17 protein-coding genes are annotated in these 21,255 nt (G+C 65.0%); 10 read left to right on the plus strand and 7 right to left on the minus strand.

Annotated features, from left to right (window positions below; genetic code table 11):
- Positions 1 to 106 precede the first annotated feature (106 nt).
- The 4 genes from AB3X99_RS25005 (at position 107) to AB3X99_RS25020 (ending at position 3,162) form a co-directional block, all read left to right on the plus strand.
- Complete coding sequence (locus AB3X99_RS25005) at positions 107 to 709, plus strand: TetR/AcrR family transcriptional regulator (protein WP_069267360.1); 603 nt, start codon at positions 107 to 109, stop codon at positions 707 to 709.
- Between the two features lie 148 nt (positions 710 to 857).
- Positions 858 to 1,541, plus strand: coding sequence for a type 1 glutamine amidotransferase domain-containing protein (locus AB3X99_RS25010; protein WP_368618466.1), 684 nt, complete (start codon positions 858 to 860; stop codon positions 1,539 to 1,541).
- A gap of 181 nt (positions 1,542 to 1,722) precedes the next feature.
- A complete protein-coding gene (locus tag AB3X99_RS25015) occupies positions 1,723 to 2,820 on the plus strand; it encodes an NADH:flavin oxidoreductase/NADH oxidase (RefSeq protein WP_368618467.1) in 1,098 nt (365 codons plus the stop codon).
- A gap of 42 nt (positions 2,821 to 2,862) precedes the next feature.
- The gene (locus tag AB3X99_RS25020; protein ID WP_368603627.1) at positions 2,863 to 3,162 is read left to right on the plus strand and encodes a putative quinol monooxygenase; all 300 of its coding nucleotides are present in this window, start codon (positions 2,863 to 2,865) and stop codon (positions 3,160 to 3,162) included.
- Positions 3,163 to 3,264: 102 nt separating this feature from the next.
- Here the strand turns inward: AB3X99_RS25020 and adhP are convergent, their stop codons facing one another.
- Positions 3,265 to 4,293 carry an alcohol dehydrogenase AdhP gene (adhP, locus tag AB3X99_RS25025; protein ID WP_069267483.1) on the minus strand — a complete coding sequence of 343 codons (1,029 nt, stop codon included), beginning with the start codon at positions 4,291 to 4,293 and terminating at the stop codon, positions 3,265 to 3,267.
- A 227-nt stretch (positions 4,294 to 4,520) separates the two neighbouring features.
- Between adhP and AB3X99_RS25030 the strand changes: the two genes are divergently transcribed.
- From AB3X99_RS25030 to AB3X99_RS25045, 4 genes are all read left to right on the plus strand, one after another.
- Positions 4,521 to 6,875: a tetratricopeptide repeat protein gene (locus AB3X99_RS25030; protein WP_368618468.1), complete on the plus strand. Its 2,355-nt coding sequence runs from the start codon at positions 4,521 to 4,523 to the stop codon at positions 6,873 to 6,875.
- Positions 6,876 to 7,099: 224 nt separating this feature from the next.
- Entirely contained in the window at positions 7,100 to 12,997 is a 5,898-nt protein-coding gene (uvrA, locus tag AB3X99_RS25035) for an excinuclease ABC subunit UvrA (RefSeq protein WP_368618469.1), read from the plus strand.
- A gap of 305 nt (positions 12,998 to 13,302) precedes the next feature.
- The gene (locus AB3X99_RS25040) at positions 13,303 to 13,533 is read left to right on the plus strand and encodes an H-NS histone family protein (RefSeq protein ID WP_069267441.1); all 231 of its coding nucleotides are present in this window, start codon (positions 13,303 to 13,305) and stop codon (positions 13,531 to 13,533) included.
- 318 nt (positions 13,534 to 13,851) lie between these two features.
- Complete coding sequence (locus AB3X99_RS25045) at positions 13,852 to 14,430, plus strand: NnrU family protein (protein ID WP_069267442.1); 579 nt, start codon at positions 13,852 to 13,854, stop codon at positions 14,428 to 14,430.
- Positions 14,431 to 14,599: 169 nt separating this feature from the next.
- Here the strand turns inward: AB3X99_RS25045 and pcaG are convergent, their stop codons facing one another.
- Together pcaG and pcaH are read right to left on the minus strand one after the other, a co-directional pair.
- Positions 14,600 to 15,187, minus strand: coding sequence for a protocatechuate 3,4-dioxygenase subunit alpha (gene pcaG, locus AB3X99_RS25050; protein ID WP_368618470.1), 588 nt, complete (start codon positions 15,185 to 15,187; stop codon positions 14,600 to 14,602).
- 3 nt (positions 15,188 to 15,190) lie between these two features.
- Positions 15,191 to 15,895: a protocatechuate 3,4-dioxygenase subunit beta gene (pcaH, locus tag AB3X99_RS25055; protein WP_069267444.1), complete on the minus strand. Its 705-nt coding sequence runs from the start codon at positions 15,893 to 15,895 to the stop codon at positions 15,191 to 15,193.
- Positions 15,896 to 16,035: 140 nt separating this feature from the next.
- Here pcaH and pcaQ point away from each other — a divergent pair, with 140 nt between their 5' ends.
- A complete protein-coding gene (gene pcaQ, locus AB3X99_RS25060; protein WP_069267445.1) occupies positions 16,036 to 17,052 on the plus strand; it encodes a pca operon transcription factor PcaQ in 1,017 nt (338 codons plus the stop codon).
- Between the two features lie 40 nt (positions 17,053 to 17,092).
- Here pcaQ and AB3X99_RS25065 read toward each other — a convergent pair whose 3' ends face one another.
- Positions 17,093 to 17,755 carry an XRE family transcriptional regulator gene (locus tag AB3X99_RS25065; protein WP_342946331.1) on the minus strand — a complete coding sequence of 221 codons (663 nt, stop codon included), beginning with the start codon at positions 17,753 to 17,755 and terminating at the stop codon, positions 17,093 to 17,095.
- Positions 17,756 to 18,108: 353 nt separating this feature from the next.
- Here AB3X99_RS25065 and AB3X99_RS25070 point away from each other — a divergent pair, with 353 nt between their 5' ends.
- Positions 18,109 to 18,312 (plus strand): hypothetical protein, encoded by a 204-nt coding sequence (locus AB3X99_RS25070; RefSeq protein ID WP_342946330.1) that lies wholly within the window; start codon positions 18,109 to 18,111, stop codon positions 18,310 to 18,312.
- A gap of 199 nt (positions 18,313 to 18,511) precedes the next feature.
- On the opposite strand, the gene AB3X99_RS25075 is transcribed toward AB3X99_RS25070, so the two are convergent.
- The 3 genes from AB3X99_RS25075 to AB3X99_RS25085 all read right to left on the minus strand — a co-directional run bounded on the left by AB3X99_RS25075 (position 18,512) and on the right by AB3X99_RS25085 (position 20,864).
- A complete protein-coding gene (locus AB3X99_RS25075) occupies positions 18,512 to 19,018 on the minus strand; it encodes a metal-dependent hydrolase (protein ID WP_069267448.1) in 507 nt (168 codons plus the stop codon).
- Between the two features lie 131 nt (positions 19,019 to 19,149).
- Complete coding sequence (locus tag AB3X99_RS25080) at positions 19,150 to 19,404, minus strand: sugar ABC transporter ATPase (protein ID WP_256094947.1); 255 nt, start codon at positions 19,402 to 19,404, stop codon at positions 19,150 to 19,152.
- 296 nt (positions 19,405 to 19,700) lie between these two features.
- Complete coding sequence (locus AB3X99_RS25085) at positions 19,701 to 20,864, minus strand: porin (RefSeq protein WP_342946329.1); 1,164 nt, start codon at positions 20,862 to 20,864, stop codon at positions 19,701 to 19,703.
- Positions 20,865 to 21,255 lie beyond the last annotated feature (391 nt).

Below are 21,255 nucleotides of genomic sequence, written 5' to 3' on the forward strand. Positions count from 1 at the left end.
TCTTCCTGGTTACTGGTTAGCTGGTTGCGGGGTGCGATGCAATGCCATTACTCATCGTGGGAGATTACTAGACGACTGGTCTAATCGCTCTGTACCATGTCACCTCATGAATGCAGCGGCAGCCGTCGAAGTGCGGCAACACATCCTCGATACCGCCATGCCCATTCTGCTGGGCAAGGGCTTTTCCGCAGTCGGTCTCAATGAGATCCTCGCGGCCGCCGGTGTGCCTAAAGGGTCGTTCTATCACTATTTCGGCTCGAAGGAAGCGTTCGGCGAAGCCTTGCTCACGTCGTATTTCGACGAGTATGCGGAGCGTCTCGACGATCTGCTGGTGCGGGCGCCGGGCACGGCGGCCGAGAAGCTGATGCGCTACTGGGACGAGTGGCGCCTGATCCAGTGCGCCGACGATCCCGTAGGCAAATGTCTCGCGGTGAAGCTGGGCGCGGAGGTGAGCGACCTTTCCGAGGCGATGCGCGAGGCGCTGCGTCTTGGCACCGATGCGACGATCTCGCGCATTGCTGCGTGCCTCGAAGCAGGGCGCGTGGATGGCTCGCTCGCAGGTGTAAACGACGCCGCGACCATGGCGGTGACGCTCTACGAACTCTGGCTCGGCGCTACGCTGCTCGAGAAGATCCACCGCGACCGCAAGCCGCTCGACGCGGCTATGGCGACCACGCGCATCCTGTTGAACCTGCCTCCGGGCAACTAACCGAACGCGAAGCCGCGGCGGCGTGTGAAGTGCGCGCGATTGTCGCGTTTTGCGCAGAAGTACTAGACGACCGGTCTAATAGAGCATGAAGAGACTGGTTTCCGAAGGGCGTGCGAGCGCCCGAACCTAACGCAAAAAAGGAACGCCGATGAAGGTACTGATCGTTTTGACCTCGCACGAGGACCTCGGCAACACGGGCAAGAAGACGGGTTTCTGGCTCGAGGAGTTCGCCGCGCCGTACTACGCGCTGCGCGACGCGGGTGCCGAGCTCACGCTCGCGTCGCCCAAGGGCGGCCAGCCGCCGCTCGATCCGAAGAGCAGCGATCCCGCCGCGCAGACCGATGCGACACGGCGTTTCGCATCCGATAGCGTGGCGCAAACGGCGCTAGCCAGTACGAAACGTCTCGCCGAGATCGACGCGGGCGCGTTCGACGCCGTCTTCTATCCGGGCGGCCACGGCCCGCTCTGGGACCTGGCCGAAGATCCGGTTTCGATCGCGCTGATCGAAAAGACGATCGCCGCGGGCAAGCCTGTCGCTGCCGTTTGCCATGCACCGGGCGTGCTGCGTCACGTGAAGGGGGCAGACGGCAAGCCGCTCGTGGCCGGCAAGTCGGTCACCGGGTTTTCGAATGACGAAGAAGCCGCCGTGCAGTTGACGGACGTCGTGCCGTTCCTCGTCGAGGACATGCTGAAGGCCAACGGCGGCCAGTACTCGAAGGCCGCCGACTGGCAGCCGCATGTCGCAACCGACGGCCTGCTCATCACGGGCCAGAACCCGGCTTCGTCGGAGCCGGTTGCCGAAGCCCTGCTCGCGGCGCTGCGACGCGCTTGATGTTGCGCGAACGCGCGCGTCTTTGGCGAGCGCGTTCGCTTCCCTCGATTTCCTTTCGGCAACGCTGCGAGGCGCGCTCGCAGCGCGTGCGCGGCTGCGCGTTGCCGCAAGGAAATCCCGTTTTTGCCAACCGGCGCAGGTGCCGCGCGACGCGCGACCTGTGCCAGGAAAGGAGCTGTAGATGTCCGCATTGTTCGAACCGTTCAAGCTCAAGGGCGTGTCCCTGCGCAACCGCATCGCCGTGCCGCCGATGTGCCAGTACATGGCCGTCGATGGCGTGATCAACGACTGGCACCACGTCCACTACGCGCAAATCGCGCGCGGCGGCGCTGGCCTCGTGATCGTCGAGGCGACGGCGGTTTCGCCCGAAGGCCGCATCACGCCGGGCTGCACGGGCCTGTGGAACGACGCGCAGAGGGAAGCGTTCAAGCCCACCGTCGCGGCAATCAAGGCAGCGGGCGCCGTGCCCGGCATCCAGATTGCGCACGCGGGGCGCAAAGCGAGCGCGAACCGCCCGTGGGAAGGCGACGATCACATCGCCGAGGGCGATGCGCGCGGCTGGCAGACCATCGCGCCCTCGGCAACGGCGTTCGGCGCGCATCTGCCGAAGGTGCCGATGGCGATGACGATCGACGACATCGCGCGCGTGCGCGAGGATTTCGTGGCCGCGGCGAAGCGCGCGCTCGAAGCCGGCTTCGAATGGCTCGAACTGCACTTTGCGCACGGCTATCTCGGCCAGAGCTTTTTCTCGACGCATTCGAACCAGCGCGACGATATCTATGGCGGCAGCCTCGAGAACCGCAGCCGTTTCCTGCTGGAAACGCTGGCCGCGGTGCGCAAGGTCTGGCCGGAGCATCTGCCGCTGACGGCGCGCTTTGGCGTGATCGAGTACGATGGCCGCGACGAGGAGACGCTTGCCGAATCGAGCGAACTGGCCAAGGGCCTCAAGCGCGAAGGCCTCGACATGCTGGGCGTGAGCGTCGGCTTCTCGACGCCCGCCGCGCAGATTCCATGGGCGCCCGCATTCCTCGCGCCGATCGCACAAAAAGTGCGTCGCGCAACCGGTCTGCAGGTGTCGTCGGCATGGGGGATCGGCACGCCGGAACTGGCCGAGCGCTCGGTGGCGAAGGAGCAACTCGATATCGTGATGGTCGGGCGCGCGCATCTCGCGAATCCGCACTGGCCGTATTTCGCGGCTCAGGAACTGGGTGTCGAACGCGCCGCATGGACCTTGCCGGCGCCTTACGCGCACTGGCTCGAGCGCTACAAGGTCGGCTGAAATGTGCCGACCGGTTCAACCGTTGACGATGAGGGAATGACGATGACCGTCTATCTATTCGCGAGCATTACGCCCAAGCCCGAGCATGTCGCCGATGTGGAGGCGCTCATGCGCGATATGGTTTCGCACACGCGCAAGGAACCGGGCAATTTGCGCTACGACCTGCTGCGCCGCTCCGATGGCGCACCGGGCTTTTACCTTTACGAAACCTATGTCGACGAGGCCGCGGTGCAGGCGCATCGCGAAAGCGCACACTTCGTGGCATACCGCGCGAAGATTGGTGCGTGGGTGACGGAGCCGCCCGAAGTGAAGCTGCTGAAGGGCGTGGACGTCGCGGACTGAGGCCGCGCTTCTTGCCGCAATCGTTGCGGCGATCCATTGACGCGCCGGATATCGCTTCGCAGCGGTGTCCGGCGCGTTTTTCATTGAGCGGCCACGCTCGGCTCAGCCCGCCATATCGAGCACGACGCGGCCTTCGATCGCGCCGCGCTCCATGCGCGCGAACACGTCGTTGATGTTCTCCAGTTTTTCCGTGGAGACGGTCGCCTTGACCTTGCCTTCCTGCGCGAACATCAGCGACTCTTCGAGATCGAGCCGTGTGCCGACGATCGAGCCGCGCACCGTCACGCCGCCCAGCACCATGTCGAAGATCGGCAGCGGAAAGTCACCGGGCGGCAGGCCGTTCAGCGACACCGTGCCGCCCCGGCGCACCATGCCAAGCGCCTGCGAAAACGCAACGGGCGAGACCGCGGTCACGAGCACGCCGTGCGCGCCGCCAATCTCCTTCTTCAGATACGCCGCGGGATCGGTGGTTTTCGCGTTGACCGTCACGGTCGCGCCGAGGCGTTTCGCCAGTTCGAGTTTCGTATCGTCGACATCGACGGCTGCGACGTTGAGCCCCATCGCGCGCGCGTACTGCACGGCCATGTGGCCGAGGCCGCCCACGCCGGAAATCACGACCCAGTTGCCAGGGCGCGTGTCGGTGACTTTCAGGCCCTTGTAGACCGTCACGCCCGCGCAGAGCACGGGTGCGATTTCGATGAAGTCGATATTTTTCGGCAGCAGGCCGACGTAGTTCGCGTCGGCTTTCGCGTATTGCGCGAAGCCGCCATTGACCGAATAGCCGGTGTTCTGCTGCTGCTCGCAAAGCGTTTCCCAGCCGCCGAGGCAATGTTCGCAATGGCCGCATGCCGAGTAGAGCCACGGAATGCCCACGCGATCGCCTTCCTTCACGTGCGTGACGCCCGCGCCCACTCCCACCACATAGCCGACGCCCTCGTGACCGGGAATGAACGGCGGCTGCGGCTTCACGGGCCAGTCGCCGTGCGCGGCGTGCAGGTCCGTGTGGCACACGCCGCAGGCTTCGATTTTCACCAGCAGCTCGCCTGGCCCCGGAGTGGGGACGGTCACTTCCTCCAGCACGAGGGGTTTGCCAAATGCGCGGACTACCGCGGCTTGCATCGTCTTGCTCATCGTCGGGCTCCTGTCGAAGCTGAGTGGCGGCGCGCGGCCGGATGCGTTGCGCATCGCGGTGTCGCCGCACGTCCGCCTGCCTTTCGAGTTTGAAGGAAAGGATTGTCGTGTGCGATGAACTTGCTCAATAGTCGGTAGTAGAACGGCTGTGAAGGTTTCGAAAGAAACTGCCGTTAATATTGAATAAGGTTTGGTAACGACTTCGTTGCACGAATTCAGTGAGCCCGATGCAGAACGACTCCCTTTACGAGCGCGCCAGTGAGCGCCATTTCGCCGGCGACCTGCCGCGCGCGCGTCAGTTGTACACGCAATTGCTCGAAGCCGACGCAGCGCACGCGGGCGCGATGTTTCGCCTCGGCGTGATTGGTCTACAGGAAGGCGCGCCGGCCGATGCGATCGGCTGGCTGCAGCGCGCGCTCGCCATCGAGCCCGGTCAGCGGCGCTATCGCGAAGCCCTGGGGCAGGCCTATGCCATGGCCGCGCGCCACGCCGAAGCGGCGCAGATCTATCGCGGTCTGCTGGCGGACGACGCGTCGTCGGCCGATCTCTGGTGCGGGCTCGGCGCGGCGCTGCAGGCGCAGGGTGCGCTGGCGGAAGCGGTGGAGGCGTGGCGCGCGGCGCTGGAGCGCGAGGCGAACCGCGCCGATGCCTGGAACAACCTCGGCAATTGTCTGCGTCTGCTGGGCGATTCCGGCGAGGCTCAGGCCGCTTATTGTCACGCGCTCGCCTTGCAGCCGGGCGATGTCAACGCATTGACGAACCTCGGCACGCTGCTGCAGGAAGCGGGGCAGGACGAGGAGGCGCTCGAAAGCTTGCGCGCCGCGTTGGCGGCTGCGCCGGAAACCGCCGTCGCGATGATCAACCTTGGCGTGCTGCTGACGCGTCTGGAGCGTCTGGACGAGGCATTGCCCCTGCTCGAACGCGCGGTGGCCATCGAACCGCATATGGCGCATGCGGCCTACAACTATGGCGTCGCGCTGCAGGCGCGCGGCCGTTTGCGTGACGCCGAAGCGCAATATCGCCGCGCGCTGGCGCTCGACGCGGCGCATGCGGAAGCGGCGAACAACCTTGGGAATGTCTGCCGCGATCTCGGCGATTACCCGGCTGCACGCGAAGCGTACGAAACGGCTATCCGCGCCCGGCCGGATTTCGTCGACGCGTTCAACAACGCCGCCAACCTGATGCGCACGCTCGGCAGCCTCGACGAGGCGCAAGCGCTCTTGCGCCAGGCCCTCGACCTCGATCCGTCGCGCTCGGCTACGCTCAACAATCTGGGCAACGTGCTCAAGGACTGCGGGGACCTGGACGAAGGCATCGAATGCTTTCGCCGGGCCGTGGCGAGCGAACCCGGCAACCTCATCGCGCACAGCAATCTTCTGTACGCGTTGTCGTTCCAGGCCGAAGACCCGCAGGTGATTCTCGACGAGGCGAGACGCTGGTCCGCGCGGCACGAAGCGCCGCTCGGCGTGCAACGCACGCGGGCGGCTGTCGAACCCGCGGCGGGAAGGCGCTTGCGCATCGGTTACGTATCGGGCGATTTTCGTGAGCATTGCCAGGCATTGTTCATGACGCCGCTGTTTGCCCACCACGACCGCACGCGCTTCGAGATTCACGCATACTCGAGCGTGGTCAGGCCCGATGCTACGACCGCACGTCTCGCCGCGCACGTAGACGAGTGGCACGACGTGCGCACGTTGAGCGACGCGGCGCTGGCGGACCAGATCCGTGCGGACGGCATCGATATCCTGGTCGATCTCACGATGCACATGTCCAATGGCCGGCCTCTGCTGTTCGCTCGCAAGCCGGCACCGGTGCAGGTCGCCTGGCTCGCTTATCCCGGTACGACCGGCATCGGCGCGATGGACTGGCGGCTCACCGATCCGTGGCTCGATCCGCCTGCACACGATCGCCACTACAGCGAAAAGTCGTGGCGTTTGCCGCACACGTTCTGGTGTTATGACCCGCTTGCTTCGGAACCCGAAGTGAATGCGCTGCCGGCGTCGAGCGCGGGACACGTCACGTTCGGCAGCCTGAACAACCCGTGCAAGCTCACCGATACGACGCTGAACCTGTGGGCCCGTGTATTCGCGCGCTTGCCTGCGGCGCGCCTCGTGCTCATGGCCGCCGAGGGCGAAGCGAGGCGCGGCCTCGTACAACGGCTTGCGCGGGCAGGCATCGCCCCGGCGCGCGTGCGCTTCCTGCCGTTCCGGCCGCGAACGGATTATCTGCGCAGTTATCACGAGGTCGATCTCGGGCTCGACACGTTGCCGTACAACGGCCACACCACCTCGCTCGACGCGCTGTGGATGGGGGTGCCCGTCGTCACACGCATCGGGCCGACCGTGGCTGGGCGCGCGGGCTTGAGCCAGGTCGCGAACCTCGGTCTTACCGAATTGGCCGCCGATTCCGACGAGGCATTCGTGGAGACGGCGGTGAGTCTCGCGAACGACTTGCCGCGCCTCGCGAATCTGCGCGCGACGCTGCGCGAACGCATGGTGCACTCGCCGCTCATGGACGGAGAGCGGTTTGCGCGCGGCGTCGAAGCGGCGTACGACGGCATGTGGCGCGCTGCAGCGCAATAGGGCCATCTGGCGCGTAAATACGGGCCACTGGCGGCCGAGACCCAGCCGAACGGCCATCCAGCGTGCTGTATAAATATACAGTAGAATCCTAGCCTGACAGCCAGGGCCGCGCGCCGATTCCCCGCGCGCGCCGCGCTGCAAGTTGCCGGGCCGCGCCGCGTATTTGCCCCATTTCGCGCGCCGTCCGGCCCCACGCGTGTGATCCAGCCGGAATGCCAGCGCAAGTGAGCGAAAACCGATCCATCCGAATCCGTGGTGCCCGCCAGCACAACCTCAAGAACCTCGACCTCGACCTGCACACCGGCGAAATGACGGTCGTCACCGGGCCTTCGGGCTCGGGCAAGTCGAGCCTCGTCTTCGATACGCTTTACGCGGAAGGCCAGCGCCGTTACGTCGAAACCTTCAGCGCCTACGCCCGTCAGTTCCTCGACCGCATGGACCGGCCGCAGGTCGATCGCGTGGACGGTGTGCCGCCCGCCATCGCCATCGACCAGACCAACCCCGTGCGCAGTTCGCGCTCGACGGTCGGCACGATGACGGAGCTCAATGACCACCTGAAGCTGCTGTACGCGCGCGCCGCGAATCTGTTCGACCGCGTCACGGCGCAGCCCGTGCGGCACGACACGCCTGAGACGATTTACGCCGAACTGATGGCGCGTACGGCAGCGGGCGACCCGCGTCTTGTGGTCACGTTTCCGGTCGAGTTGCCCGATACGACCACCGAGGAAGAAGTCGCGCAGTGGCTCTCCGCGAGTGGCTATACGCGCGTGCAGGCGCAGCGCGAGGTGAAGACGGCCGAAGGCACGCGCAAGCTGCTCGACGTCGTCGCCGACCGTTTCCGCATGCAGAACGTGGAGAAGAGCCGCGCGATCGAGGCGATCGAAGCCTCGCTCAAGCGCGGCAGCGGGCGCGTGAACGTCTACGTGCTGGCCAGCAGCGATGACGATGCGCAGGCCGAGCCGCAGATCTGGCGCTTCTCGACGGGGCTGCATTGCCCGGACAGCGATTTACGCTACGCAGATCCGCAGCCCGCGTTGTTCTCGTTCAACTCGGCCTACGGCGCCTGCGACGCGTGCCGCGGTTTTGGCCGCGTGATCGGCGTGGATTGGGGCCTCGTGATCCCCGACGAACGCAAGACGCTGCGCGGCGGCGCGATCAAGCCGCTGCAAACGCCGGCGTGGAAGGAATGCCAGGACGACCTGATGCGCTATGCCGCCAAAGCCGGCATTCCGCGCGATACGGCATGGTCAGAACTGACGCAGGCGCAGCGCGACTGGGTGATCAACGGCGCGCCGGACTGGAAGGGCAGCTGGCAAACGCAGTGGTACGGCGTGAAGCGCTTCTTCCAGTATCTGGAGTCGAAGGCCTACAAGATGCACATCCGCGTGCTGCTGTCGAAGTACCGCAGCTATACGCCGTGCGAAACCTGCGGAGGCGCACGCCTGAAAACCGAGGCCCTGCAATGGCGCCTCGGCACGCAGCAGAACGCGGACGACGTGCTCGCGCCGTCGGGACGTTTCCTGCCGCACGGCGTGGACTGGACACGCGCGCAGCTCGAAGCGTTGCCGGGCCTCACCGTGCACGACGTGATGCTGCTGCCGATCGAGCGCATTCGCCGCTTCTTCGACAATCTTTCGCTTTCCTCAGCACTGCTCGACGACGCGCTGAAGCTGCTGCTCGAGGAAGTGCGCACGCGCCTGAAGTATCTCTGCGACGTGGGTCTCGGCTATCTGACGCTCGACCGCCAGAGCCGCACGCTTTCGGGCGGAGAAGTGCAGCGTATCAACCTGACCACGGCGCTCGGCACGTCGCTCACGAAAACGCTGTTCGTGCTCGATGAGCCGAGTATCGGCCTGCATCCGCGCGACCTCAACCGCATCGTCGAAGCGATGCAACGTCTGCGCGACGCGGGCAATACGCTCGTCGTGGTCGAGCACGATCCGTCCGTGATGCTCGCGGCCGACCGCCTCATCGACATGGGCCCCGGCCCGGGCGAGCGCGGCGGCTCGATCGTCTACGACGGCACGCCGAACGATATCCGCTCCTCGGGCACCCTGACGGGCGAGTACCTGGGCGGCCACCGCGCCGTTGCCGACGCTTCGCACTGGGAGCGACGCCCGGTTGACGCGTCCACGCCGAACCTCCTGCTCGAAGGCGCGAGCGAACACAACCTGCGCGACGTGACCGTGCAGATTCCGCTGCAGCGGCTCGTGTGCGTGACGGGCGTTTCGGGCTCGGGCAAATCCACGCTCGTGCAGGACGTGCTCTATCCCGCGCTCGCGCGGCATCTGGGCAAGGCGACGGAAGCGCCGGGCACGTTCCGCAAGCTGAGCGGCGCGGAGCAGATCAGCGACGCCGTGTTCGTCGACCAGTCGCCGATCGGCAAGACGGCGCGCTCGAATCCGGCCAGCTATGTCGGTGCGTTCGACGAGATCCGCAAGCTGTTCGCCAAGGCGACGCTCGCGAAGCAGCGCGGCTACACGGCGGGCATGTTCAGCTTCAACTCGGGCGAAGGTCGATGCCCGACTTGCGGCGGCTCGGGTTTCGAGCACATCGAAATGCAGTTCCTGAGCGATGTGTACCTGCGTTGCCCCGATTGCGACGGCAGCCGCTATCGCGCGGAAGTGCTCGAAGTGAAGATCGAGCGCGCGGGCCGCACGCTTTCGGTGGCGGACGTGCTCGACCTCACGGTCAGCGAAGCAGTGCAATGCTTCGCTGAGGATGGCGAAGTATTGCGCGTGCTGCAGCCTATCGTGGACGTCGGTCTCGAATACGTGAAGCTCGGCCAGCCGGTGCCGACGCTCTCGGGCGGCGAGGCGCAGCGCCTGAAGCTCGCGGGGTATCTCGCCGAAACCGCGCAGTCGCGCGGCAAGGAAGCGGGCGGCCGCCTCTTCATGTTCGACGAACCGACTACGGGCCTGCATTTCGACGACATCGCCAAGCTGATGCGCGCCTTCGGCAAGCTGCTCGCGGGCGGTCATTCGCTGCTCGTGATCGAACATAACCTCGACGTGATCCGCGCCGCAGACTGGCTGATCGATCTCGGCCCCGAAGGCGGCGACGCGGGCGGCGAAGTGGTGTGCGTCGGCACGCCCGAAGACGTGATCGCGTGTCCGCGTTCGCATACGGGCGCGGCGCTCGAGCGCTACGAAGCCGCGCTTGGCAGCGGCGTCGAACTGCTGGCGGAAGAAGAGGGCGTGGCGCTGCAAACCGCATTGCGTGCCGCGCAGGCGCGCCGCGACGTGCAGGGCGAGGACGTGGTGCGCATCGTGAATGCGCGCGAGCACAACCTCAAGGCGCTCGACGTCGATATCCCGCACGGCCGCTTCAACGTCATCACGGGCGTGTCGGGCTCGGGCAAGTCCACGCTCGCGTTCGACATCCTCTTTCACGAAGGCCAGCGGCGCTACCTCGAATCGCTCAACGCGTATGCGCGTTCGATCGTGCAGCCCGCGGGCCGCCCCGAAGTCGATGCCGTGTACGGCATTCCGCCGACCGTCGCGATCGAGCAGCGCCTTTCGCGCGGCGGCCGCAAGAGCACGGTCGCCACGACCTCCGAGGTGTGGCACTTCCTGCGTCTGCTTTACGTGAAGCTCGGCGTGCAGCACTGCGTGCATGACGGCACGCCCGTCACGTCGCAGAGCGTCGATGCGATCGTCGCGCAACTGCTGCGCGAGCATCGCGGCCAGCATGTCGGTTTGCTCGCACCGCTCGTCGTCAATCGCAAGGGCGTGTACACCGATCTCGCGAAGTGGGCGAAGGCGCGCGGCAATACGCATCTGCGCGTGGATGGCGAGTTCGTGCCCGTCGCGCCGTGGCCCAAGCTCGACCGCTTCCGCGAGCATACGATCGAGTTGCCCGTGGGCGACCTCGTGATCGAGCCTGAAAACGAGGCGCAGTTGCGGGCGATGCTCGGCGCGACGCTCGAAGCGGGCAAGGGCATCGTGCACCTGCTCGCGCCGCTCGACGGCCTCGATCATGTGCTGGGCAATGGGGGGTCGACGGCGAGCATCGGCGAGGTGAAAGTGCTTTCGACGCGGCGCGCCTGCCCGGTGTGCGGCACGAGCTATCCGGAACTCGATCCGCGCATGTTCTCGTACAACAGCAAGCACGGCTGGTGCACGACCTGCGTGGGCACGGGCCTCGCGCTCACGCGCGAGCAGCGCGCCGCCTATGACGACACGATCGTCGCCGAAGACGGCCGTGGCCGCGAGCAGACCCTGCCTTCGGAAGAGCAGGAGCCCGACGGCATGGTCGACGAGCCGTGCCACGATTGCGGCGGCACGCGCCTGAATCCGGTGGCGCGCGCGGTGACGTTCGACGCGCATCCCATCGTCGATGTCGCGCAGTGGACCGTGGCGGATACGCGCCGCTGGATCGATACGCTGAAGCTCAATGGCCGCGACGCGCAGATCGCGCGCGACGTGGTGAGCGAAATCCGCAGCCGACTGCAGTTCCTGGAAGAAGTGGGGCTCGGCTATCTGAGCCTCGATCGCGCCGCGCCGAGCCTTTCGGGTGGCGAGGCACAGCGCATTCGTCTCGCTGCGCAACTCGGCAGTAACTTGCAGGGTGTGTGCTACGTGCTCGACGAACCGACCATCGGCCTGCATCCGCGCGACAACCAGATCCTGCTCGACGCGCTGCGCAGCCTCGGCGAGAAGGGCAACACGCTCGTGGTGGTCGAACACGACGAGGACACGATCCGGCGCGCCGATCACATCATCGACATTGGCCCGAGCGCGGGCAAGCGCGGCGGCCGTGTGGTCGCGCAGGGCAGCGTGGCCGATCTCGCGGCGCAGGCCGATTCGCTCACGGGCCGCTATCTCGCACAGCCGATCCAGCACCCGCTGCAGCCGCGCCGCGAAGTGCGTCCGGCGCGGGCGGGACGCGAGGCGGTGCCGGGACAATGGCTCACCGTGCATGGCGGCAAGCTGCACAATCTGCGCAACGTCACCGCGCAGATTCCGCTCGGACGTCTCGTGGCGATCACCGGCGTGAGCGGCTCCGGCAAGTCCACGCTCGCGCGCGACGTGCTGCTTTCCAATCTGCTCGACGCCGTGGGGCGTTCGGTGCTGTCTTCGCCTGCCGAGCGCCGCGCGCGCAAGGCGGTGAAGGAGAAAGCGCCGAGCGCGGCGGAGCGCCGGTCGAGCGTGCTCGCGCGCACGAGCGCGAAGCCGAAGCTCGAGGTTTCGCATACGTGGCAGGGCTGCGATTCGATTAGCGGATGGGAAAGCATCGACCGCGTGCTCGAAGTCGACCAGACGCCGATCGGCAAAACGCCGCGCTCGTGCCCCGCGACCTATATCGGCGTGTGGGACGCGATCCGCCGGCTTTTCGCCGATACGCTCGAGGCGCGCGCCCGCGGCTATAGCGCGTCCCGTTTCTCGTTCAATACCGGCGACGGACGCTGTCCCGCGTGCGAAGGCCAGGGCGTGCGCACCATCGGCATGAGCTTCCTGCCCGACGTGAAGGTGCCGTGCGACGTGTGCCACGGCCAGCGCTTCAATCCGGAAACGCTTGCCGTGACGTGGCGCGGCCGGAACATCGGCGAAGTGCTGACGATGGAAATCGACGAGGCGGTGGAGTTCTTCGGGTCGATCACGAGCATTTCGCACCCGCTGCAGCTCATGAAGGACGTGGGTCTCGGCTACCTCACGCTCGGCCAGCCTTCGCCCACGCTCTCGGGCGGCGAGGCGCAGCGCATCAAGCTCGTGACCGAACTCTCGAAGGTGCGCGACGACATCACGCGCCGCGGCCAGAAGGCGCCGCACACGCTCTACGTGCTCGACGAGCCCACGGTGGGCCTGCACATGGCCGACGTGGCGCGCCTCATCAGCGTGCTGCACCGGCTTGCGGACGCGGGACATAGCGTCGTCGTGATCGAGCACGACCTCGACGTGATCGCCGAAGCCGACTGGATCATCGATCTCGGGCCCGAAGGCGGCGTGGGCGGTGGCACGATCGTCGCCGCGGCCGATCCCGAAGCGCTTGCGAAGGTGCGAGCGAGCCACACCGGTGCGGCGCTCGCGCCCGTGCTGGCGCGTGGCCAGGGTGACGTGAGCGCCGCCGAAAGCAAGCCTGCACCAGAGCGGCGCGCAACGGGCGCGGCGGCTTCAGGCTAAAGGAATGGAGCGGGCCGCAGAGGCCCGCTCCGCCTTGAAACCGCTTGATCTGTGCCGCGCGCGCAAGGTATCATCGGTTCCGCTTGCAGCAAACGTTCGCTCACCTGTAGCGGCGTCACCTGAGAGCGGAGCAGCGGACTACAGATCCCCTCCGAACCGGTCGCGGGCTCCATACCCAGGCTACCTCATCAGTGCAGCAAGGCTTCGCAGTTCGTGCGCGAAGCCTTTGTCTTTTCAGGGAAGACCATTCTTTGCCGATCGTTGTATCGGTGCCTTGCCCTTGACGAAGCGAGAGGAATTAATCGATGTTCGACCTCGATGGAGAGGCGCGCGAACGGCTCATCGTGTGGATTCGACGCCGCATGGAAGAGTACGGCATTACGTTCGAAGAGCTTGAAGCGTCTATTGCTGAAAGCGAAAAACTACCCAAGTACCGCGACGCATACGGGAATACGTGGAATGGCGAGGGCGATATGCCGGCCTGGCTGTTGCGCTATAAGCACGCGGGACAGGATATCGAGCATTTTCGCTGCTAGCCATGACGGTGCGTGAGTGCGCGCCGGTGTTGCCCTTCGACCGCCAGACCGTTCGCGGCGCATGCCGCAAAGCCCGCACATCGGTGCGGCGCCCAGTATTATTCAGCATAGTTTTAAAATGCCTTTCGGCGCGAGCCGGGATTTAATTGCGCCTCCTAATGTGCCGTGCCGGTTTAGGTGCGCAATGATTTATGCATTCTTTTTTGCTGGCATTTGCGCGCGTAATTAGTCAGCTTTTTTGAAAACTTCGGTTGGCTGCGCGATCAAGCTGCGCGACAATCTCGCCCATTGCGTTCTTGCTACGGCAGGGAGGTAGTCATGGCGATACTCGTGCTGGGCCTCGTGATTTTCATTGGTGTCCATTCGATCCGCATCGTGGCAGGGCCCTGGCGCGCCGCGCAGATCGAGCGCCTGGGTCCGCGTGCCTGGCGAGGCGCGTTCGCGTTGCTCTCCATTCTGGGCTTCGTGCTGATCGTCTATGGCTACGGTCTGTCACGCCGCTACCCCGTGCCGATCTGGCTGCCGCCGTTCTGGATGGCGCATGTCACGGCACTCCTCACCGCCATTGCCTTCATTCTGATCGTCGCGGCCTATGTGCCGGGCAATCACTTCAAGCGCGCGCTCGGCCAGCCGTTCGTGAGCGGCGTCGCGCTTTGGGCGTTCGCGCATCTGCTCGCCAACGGCACGCTCAACGACATCATCCTCTTCGGGGTCTTCCTCGTCTGGGCGTTGTTCGAGCTGCGAGGCGAGAACCGGCGCGACCGAGAAGCCGGGGTGGTCTATCCGCCGGGAGAGGTGTCGCGCGATGCGATCGTCGTCGTGGTCGGGCTCGTCGTCTGGGCCGTGTTCGCCTTCTGGCTGCATGGCGTGCTGATCGGCGTGCGGCCGCTCGGCTGAGTGCGCGGCAGGCCGCGAGCGCACTGCAAAAAAAGAAGCCTGCGCATGGCAGGCTTCACAAGGTACAGCTCGGAGTTCCGCGATCAGATCGCAGTGTCACGATCATAGGGCCAGTTCATGAAAGCCGCGTGAAAGTCCGCGCGATTCGTCTCGCGTGTCCGTTGATGCATCAAAGATCGAAGAACACCGTTTCCTGTTCGCCCTGCATGCGGATGTCGAACGTGTAGACGATGCTGCCGGCCTGCTCGCTACGGCGCGCGATGAGCGTGTCGCGGCGCGCCGCGGGCACGGCGGAGAGCACTGGGTCCGCGGCGTTGGCGGCGGCTTCGTCTTCGAAGTAGATGCGCGTAAAGGTGTGCGTGAGCATCCCGCGCATCATCACGATCACATTCAGATGCGGCGCTTCGCCGGCGATCTCGACGCCCGGCTTCACGGTGTGCACGATGAAACGGTGCTGCGCATCCGTGCCCGTGCCCACGCGTGCAAAACCGCGGAAGCCGTCTTTGGCGATTTCCTCGCGCGAAGCCGGATAGCGGCCGTTTGCGTCGACCTGCGAAAACTCGAGCATCGCGTCGAACACGGCGTTGCCGTCGCCGTCGATCACGCGGCCGATCAGCGTGATGTGCTCGCCCGGCGTTTCAGGCCCGACCACGTTGGCCGTGAAGAGGCTCTTCAAATCGAAGTCGTATTGCTGCGGACACAGGCCGTAGGCAAAGTACGGGCCGACCGTTTGCGAAGGCGTTTCCTTGAGGGCCATGGTTCAACGCTCCGTGGGGGTTTGGTTCGGGCCGCGCAGCACGATGTCGAATTCGTAGCCGAGTGCGTAGCCTTCTTCGGTGGTGTCGAGCGAGAAGCGCGAAATCATGCGCTCGCGTGCGTCTTCCGGCGTGCCCTGATAGATCGGGTCGAACGCGAGCAGCGGGTCGCCGGGGAAATACATCTGCGTGACGAGACGCGAGCCGAAGTAGTCGCCGAACAGCGAGAAGTGGATGTGATTCGGACGCCACGCGTTCGGGTGATTGCCCCAGGGATACGCGCCCGGCTTGATCGTGAGGAAACGATAGCGGCCGTCGTTATCGGTGATCGCGCGGCCGGCGCCGAGGAAGTTCGGATCGAGCGGCGCGTCGTGCTGGTCCTGCTTGTGGACATAGCGGCCGGCGGCATTGGCCTGCCAGATTTCGACGAGCGTGTTGCGCACCGGCTTGCCGCCTTCGTCGAGCACGCGGCCCGTCACGATGATGCGCTCGCCGAGCGGCGCGCCATTCCTGGCCGCGTTGCGCGTGAGGTCGTGGTCGAGCGCGCCGAGGTCGTCGGTGCCGTACACGGGTGCGTGCTGGTTGCGCAGCTTTTCCTTCAGGGGGATGAGCGGGAGCGTGGGGCCGCGTTTGACCGACGAACGGTACGGCGGATAAACGTACGCGGGATGCGAGTCGAAGTCGCGCGGCGACAGGATGGACTCGTCCATGGGGTGTCTCCTGGGGTGGATTATTGGGGAAAGGCTCGTTGCCTGCAGCGATTTGTCGCTACGAGCCGATGCAGCCACTTTATCCAAAGCGAAAAGTTATGCAAAATGATGTTTTTTCGCACTTCGTATAACGAACCGTTATGCAAAACCGGCTCGCGGACGGACGCGTCAAATTCCGCCATCTCCAGTGTTTTCTTGCCGTGGCGCAGATGGGCAGCGTGCAGCAGGCTGCCGAGAGTCTTTCGGTCACGCAGCCCGCGGTGTCGAAGACGATCGCCGAGCTGGAGCTCGTGCTGGGCGTGAAGCTGTTCGAGCGCGGTCGGCACGGTGCGGTGCCCACCCGCGAGGGGCAGCTTTTCATGCCACACGCGAGCGCCTGCGTGAGCGCGCTGCGCCAGGGCGTGGCCTTGCTCGCGCGCGACGAAGGCGCGGTGGCCGCGACGCTCGATATCGGCGTGCTGCCCACGGTGGCGACGGCGTTGCTGCCCGGCGCGTTGCGTCACTTCGGCGAGGAATGGCCGCGGGTGAGCGTGCGGCTCGTGACGGGCGCCAACACGGAGTTGCTCGAGCGGTTGAAGACAGGGGCAATCAGCTTTGCAGTGGGCCGTCTGGCCGACCCCGAGCGCATGGTGGGCCTGAGCTTCGAGCAGTTGTACAACGAGCCGCTCGCCGTGGTGGTGCGCGCGGGACATCCGCTCGCGCCGGGGGCGGGGCTGCCGGCGCAACTCGCATCGTTCCCGCTTGTGCTGCCGCCGTTCGGCACGTTGATCCGCCAGGCGGCGGACAGTCTGCTCGCCGCCTGGGGGGCGCCGCCGCTGTCGGCGTTCGTCGAGTTGCTATCGGTTTCGGTGGGGCGCGCGCTCGCGCTCGAGAACGACGCGGTGTGGTTCGTGCCCGCCGGTGCCGTCGAGTACGACCTGCGGCGCGGGACGCTGGTGCGGTTGCCGTTGCCTTCTGCGGGCGGCGAGGAGCCGGTGGGGGTGATTCAGCGTACCGATACCCAGCCCACGCCTGCCGGTCGCGCGCTGATCGAGGCGGTGCGGCGTGCGGCGCGCGAGCGCGATGTGCGGCCGGATGGCTCAGCGGCTCCGCGGGCGCGGCGTGCGCGTACCGCAAACCCTTCCGCTGGCAAGCGTTCGCCCGACGCCGGGGGGTGAGGCTTTACGGCTCCATCAGACCCAACGCCGCGCGCCACATCTAGCTGGCCGTGAGCTTCGTCCTGGTGCGTGACTTCGAGGTTGCCGACGCTTCCGGTGCGACGCCGGGCAGGCGCGCACTCGTTGCCATCCACAGCACTTCGGCGTCTTCTTCGCTCGTCGAAATGGCCGCGTGGCCGGTGCGGCTGTCGAAGTAGAGGCTGTCGCCGGCTTCCAGACACGTGGGCGCGTAAAGCTCCGAATACAGGCATACGCTGCCGCTGATCACGTAGAGAAACTCTTCGCCTTCGTGGCGGCCCCAGTCGTCGAACGCATCGAGCGAATGCGCGGTGATGCGGATGCGAAACGGCAGCATGGCCTTGTGCGCGAGATCGGTTGCGAGCAACTCCATTTGATAGCCGCGATAGGCGTGGCGTTGACCCGCGCCATTGCGCGTGAGCGCGCGGCGGCCGCCGGCATTGAGCTTGGGCGGGGTGCCGAACAGCTCGGCCAGGTCGATTCTGAGCCCGCCGACGATCTTTTGCAGCACGTCGAAGGTCGGCGACATGAGCCCGTTTTCGACTTTCGACAGGGTCGAGCGCGAGACGCCGCACAGGCGGCTAGCCGTATCGAGCGTCAGCTCCTGGGCGACGCGCGCGGCGCGCACGCGGCGGCCGAGGTCGGTGGTCGCCGTGCTGGCGGATGGGGTGAGCGTGGAATCCATGGGCTACGTTCGAATGCTGCGAAAAGCCCTGGTTGGGCCCCGCGATGTCTTACCGATCATATCAAACGGTTGCCCGCACGAAACCCTGGATTGGCCTGGCTGGGCCGCGCCGCGACGTCGGCTCGGCGGTATGGGGTAACCCATCGTGGATTGACGTCCTGTTCAATTGCGAATTAAAACGATTCGACTTAACGATATCTAAAAGTTAATCCGCCGATGTTTTAACAAATTTTAAAGATTTCTGGTTTTGATATTAGAGTGACGCCTCAATATGCGTCCATGCGCCGCGGCTCTCACGGATTTTGATATTTATCATTGTAATTAGATGATGTGGATCAAGTGGAGAGAGCAAAATGCATGACGAACGACTGGAGTTATTGCTGGCAATCTCGCGAAGAACGCTCGGGATCGAGAGCTTCGAACTGACCGGGAAGCCGACCGCCGACGCGCACCTCGTGAGCGCGGAGGATATTGGCCGCGCGCTGGAGTCGGCCTATGACGCCGGGCTGATCGTCGGCTACCGCATGGGACGCGTGGAGTGCGAAGAGAACACCTGATTACCGCATGACGCGATTTAGGAGCGGCGCCCTTTAAGGGGGCGCCGTTTTTATTTTGGTTTTGGTTAATGCGATAATAAACGTTGCCTGATTAATGGGCGATGTGGTGCCTGATCAGTTCCGACGATTGTCAATCGACGCTTCATCGGCTGCATGACTCCCGGGGTGCCTGCACCTGTTACCAGGGAAACCTGACCAATCAGACGAGCCGACGCAATGGCGCGAGCGACCAATCATGCGGCACGCCATGCACGGCGAAAAACCACGCGGCCACCCATGACGCCGCGACGACGATCAGGTCGCAGCGTCCGCTGCGCCACCAGTTCAGCGAATGCCGTTGAAAGATCCACGGCACACCGAGCGGATTGGGCCAGTCCGCGAACAGGTGGATCACGCCTCCGCAAGCGAAGCCGAACGCGGGCGCCGCGAGCGGCACGTGCCCGAGTTTGTGATACGACCACACGAGCAACGCGATCCAGCCGATGCCCCAGTGCGTGAACGTGCGATGCGTGATCCAGAGGCGCCGCTTCTTGCGCCACCAGGCGACCTCCAGCCAGTCGGGCGCCGATCCGCCCGCGACACCCGCTGCGAACGCGAGCGCGGCGTAGAGATGCCAGGCGCTATCGGCGCCCTGATGCGTGACGATTGCGGCGGCGATGACGCCGGCGGCCCAACCCGTGGCGTGATGTGCGGTGCCTGATGCCATGAAGCGGTGTGTTGCGAAGTCGAAGGGGGCGCAATCTTCGCAGATGTGTCGCCGTTATGACAGGGGTGACATGCGGGCGACTTGCGGTACGTCGTGTGGCGCGTGCGGTGCCCGCGCCAGCCGTTCGCGCGTCAGGTCGTGCAGCGCGCCACGTCGAAGCGCAGTTCTTCTTCAGGCGGATCGTTCGACGCGGAAGCGCCGTGCGTCACGCGAATGACCGAGCCGTGGCCGTTCGGCGTGAGCGTGACGAAGTACGACGCGTCCGAGCGCGAGCCTACGCTCAGTTCCGTCGTATTGCCGTCGCGCGAACTGTGCACGTGCGGCAAGCGGTCTTCGAGGCAGCTCGCGACCGACGACGCCGAACGCGCCGACGAAGCGTAGATCATCGGTTCGCCATTCGAAGCAGTGCCGGACGGCGGTGTCGATCCACAAGCGGCGATGAGCGCGAGCGGAGTCGCGGCGAGAAGTCGTTGCGTGAGCGTTTTCATAGGCGGCGTGACAATATCGAAGCAGCGGATTATGCCAATGAGTATACGCACCCTGATCTGAATCAAGGCCTACGCAGACGTAAAAAGATGCAACAGTTCACAAGAAAAAACGCACATGCGCTTGTGGCGCATGTGCGTTTCGCAAAGGACAGGCAGCGTGGCGGGTCGCGCCGGGTTTGCCCAACCGCGAGCGATCAGAAGCGGTGACGCAGACCGACTGTCGCGGCCACCTGGTTGTTCGTTGAAGAAGGCGAGAGCGTATTGATCGCAGCGACGTTTGCGATGCCCGAGCCGTCGGCGTTATAGCCGAGCGAGCCCGAAGCGTGCTGGTAGACGCCAGCGAGGTAGACGTCCGTGCGCTTGCTCAACGAGTAGTCGGTGCCGAGCAACACGGTGTGCCACTTCGGGCTGTTGTTGCTGCCGTTGCCGGTGACCGTGCCGTCGGTGAACGTGTAGGAGCCGACGAACGCGAGGGCGGGCGTCAGATGGTAGGCGCCGTTGATTTCATAGTTGTCGACGTGCAGGTTGAGGCCTGAGAGGCCCGGCAGCGGCGCGCTGCCGCCACTCGAGAGACTCTGCATGCCGTCGATCTGCGAGTGTGTCCACACGAAGCCAACTTGTGCCGGGCCGTAGGTGTAGTTCACGCCCGCGCCAAACGAGCGCTGCAGCCGCGCCGAGATGTTCTGGTCGGCCGAGGCCGCGCTGTTCGCGGCGCCGAGGCCGCCGGAGTTGTTTTGTTGCGAGTAGGCGGCCGCGAAGTTCAGCGGGCCGTTGCCGTACGATGCGCCCACGCTCCACGCGCGGCCATTCGCGAAGCCGTTCGCGTCGTTGCTGAAGCCGTACAGGCCGCCGAACTGGAGGCCCGCGTAGTTTGCGCTGGCGTACTTGACCGAGTTCTTGATCGAATAGCTTTGGGCGAGGTTGTCGTTGTCGAACGGGTGGCCCGCGAGATTGTTGCCGTAGCCCGCGCCGGCTTCCGAGAGCGGCGAGAGGTAGTCGACCATCGAGTCGTACTGCCGCCCGAGCGTGAGCGTGCCGAACTTGTCGCTCTTCAAGCCGACGTAGGCCTGGCGGTTAAAGCCGCTGTCGCCGTTCTTGTAGCCGCCGTTGTTGAGATTGAAGCCGCTTTCGAGGGTGAAGATCGCCTTCAGGCCGCCGCCCAGGTCTTCGGCGCCGCGAAAGCCGAAGTAGTTGTTCGAGAGAGCGCCGCTGCCCTGAGCCCACAGGCTGTGGCCGCCGACGTTGTTCGCGTAGACGATGCCGGCGTCGAGCGAGCCGTAAAGGGTGACGCTGCTTTGCGCATGGGCGCTGATGGCAAATGCACTGAGGACGCCTGCAGCAATGAGTGCTTTTTTCATGTTTTTCTCCGGTCAGAACTTGAGGAATCTCAGGCCGAATATTCTGAAAATCGATTTCGTGCCCGGATGATTCGCAACGAAGTGTAAGCCCGGTATTCGGCGTATTTACGCAAATCGACGCAACAATGCATTCATCTCATTTCGCGATCGGCATTAATCGCCGTAAGTGATTGCATATAAAGACTTTTTCTATTGGATTATCGGGTGCGACAAAATGGTCGATCTGGATAATCCGTTGTGCATCCGCGACGATGCGACAAACCCGCGCAGGAGCTGGCCTAACGCGAATTCAACGCTTTTTCAAGCGCGATTCTTGTCGTTTGGTGAAAGGTACTGTTCCAGATCATGGGCTGAACCCACGCATTGCGCGGCGGTACAATGGCTTCAGCCC

It is taken from the genome of Paraburkholderia sp. BR10882 (genome assembly GCF_040948855.1).
Taxonomy (GTDB): domain Bacteria; phylum Pseudomonadota; class Gammaproteobacteria; order Burkholderiales; family Burkholderiaceae; genus Paraburkholderia; species Paraburkholderia nodosa_A.